2 protein-coding genes and 1 tRNA gene are annotated in these 1679 nt (G+C 58.7%); all 3 read right to left on the bottom strand.

All coding sequences use genetic code 11. The features are described 5' to 3' along the window. Positions 1-373: 373 nt before the first annotated feature. The gene (locus AC1DYJ_RS31800) at positions 374-685 is read right to left on the bottom strand and encodes a type II toxin-antitoxin system RelE/ParE family toxin (protein ID WP_477289216.1); all 312 of its coding nucleotides are present in this window, start codon (positions 683-685) and stop codon (positions 374-376) included. Positions 686-688: 3 nt separating this feature from the next. Further along, positions 689-955 (bottom strand): type II toxin-antitoxin system ParD family antitoxin, encoded by a 267-nt coding sequence (locus tag AC1DYJ_RS31795; protein WP_436261482.1) that lies wholly within the window; start codon positions 953-955, stop codon positions 689-691. A gap of 514 nt (positions 956-1469) precedes the next feature. Beyond that, a tRNA-Met gene (locus AC1DYJ_RS31790) sits at positions 1470-1546 on the bottom strand. Positions 1547-1679 lie beyond the last annotated feature (133 nt).

Genomic DNA, 1679 nt, shown 5'->3' with positions numbered 1-1679 from the left:
GTCGTGGCCCGTTACGCTTGTGGCTTCGGGGCCGTCCGAGTGTCGCTTACGCGGCTCTCTTGAATTCTCACAAGGGCTTATTCAGAAGCAAACTGCTTCGCCGCCAGCGGCGCACCGCCCTCGTTCGTGAGGCGTATATAGTCGCCACCAACCAAAACTGTCAACAGCCATCAACGATGTTTTTTCGATTTCTCGTGCAGATATCCACGGGGCTGAAATTCGTGAGTTGGCTTGGCTGAAATTGCGAGCGGCATTCCCTGGTCGGCTCACTTCTACGAAGCCTCCATCTCTCCGCGGCGACCGCGTGCCATCGGGCCGAAAATTGTTTGCCCGACATGGCGAATTCGGCCGCGGCGCCAGCCTAAGCAGCGCTTCAGAGCCGGTCTTCCAGCAATTCCGCCGTGATGTTTCGGCCGGCGTAAAAGATGCCCAGGACCAAGACCCGCTCGGCCTCGATCGCAAAGGCAATGCTGACGGCGCGGCGGTAACCGATGATGCGCAAGCCAGGCATGATCTCGACCCGCTCTGTGCCGCGCTGTGGAAAAGTCGACAGGCCAACGCAATGGTCGCGAATGCCGGCAACAAAATTCCAGGCGATCGCCGGCGACGCACGGTCGGCTATGTCGTCATAGAGTTGTTCGAGTTCAGCTTCCGCCTTGGGGTGGAAGGCAATGCGATACTCCATCCCCTACTTGGCTTTCGCCTGCTTCGCGCGATGACGAGCCTCAAGCCGCGAAAAAACCGTCTCGGCAGGAATAGCCTTCGCCGGATCTCGCTGCAGCTCGGTCAGGCGCGCCGGGATCTCCTCGCGCAGCCATCTCTCCCGCTCCGCCTCGAAATCCTCAAGCATGCGCAGGCCGGCGCGAACAACCTCACTGGCATTGTTGTAGCGGCCCGATTCGAGCTGCTTCCTGATGAAGCTCTCATAATGGTCGTTCAGGGCGTAGTTGGGCATGGCAACCTCCTTGGGAGATTATGGCGCCGATCAAAACTGGTAGCAATAGATAGCAACAATTAGCAGCCCGCGTGCAGCACGGCCATGCTTCGTTTTCCGCAGTCTTCTGGCGAGAGGATGATTCGTCCCCTGATTCTCCGGCATCGAAACTCATCGAATCGCGATCGCGCCGGGACGATCGTGATTCGTGCCCGGGATCATCCGCCGGCATTCGAGCGTATACAAAACGCGGCAGCTGCCTCGCCCGACAGAGTAGGCGAGCCAACCGGTTCCGCCCGGGTGTGATTTCGCTTTGATATGGTGCGGATTGCGAACATCGGCCTGAGCGCATTCCGAGCACCTGCCCCCAAGAGCCACCGGCGAGATCTTGTTCCGAGAGGCTGGGCGCCGAAAAGTTGGCTTGGGAATGGGACAGGGATGCGTGGGTTGTAGAAACGCAAAGCGGTTGAACCAGCCCGGCCGCTGTCAGCCGCAAACGCAAAAAGGCCCGCGTGATGCGGGCCTTTTTTGGATTTGGTTGCGGGGACAGGATTTGAACCTGTGACCTTCAGGTTATGAGCCTGACGAGCTACCGGGCTGCTCCACCCCGCGTCAACTTTGTGTAGGCCGGTGCGTTTAGATAGGCTGGCCTATAGATATGTAGACTCCACCCCGCGTCAACTTTGTGTAGGCCGGTGCGTTTAGATAGGCTGGCCTATAGATATGTAGATGGCTGACCAAATGA

The sequence above is a fragment of the Mesorhizobium sp. P2_B11 genome, from assembly GCF_056404855.1.
This window is presented reverse-complemented; position numbering and strand designations above follow the sequence as displayed.

Bases quoted from the DNA above. Each gene is read 5' to 3' on its own strand.
- AC1DYJ_RS31800 (WP_477289216.1), bottom strand. From the start codon at position 685: ATGGAGTATCGCATTGCCTTCCACCCCAAGGCGGAAGCTGAACTCGAA.
- AC1DYJ_RS31795 (WP_436261482.1), bottom strand. From the start codon at position 955: ATGCCCAACTACGCCCTGAACGACCATTATGAGAGCTTCATCAGGAAG.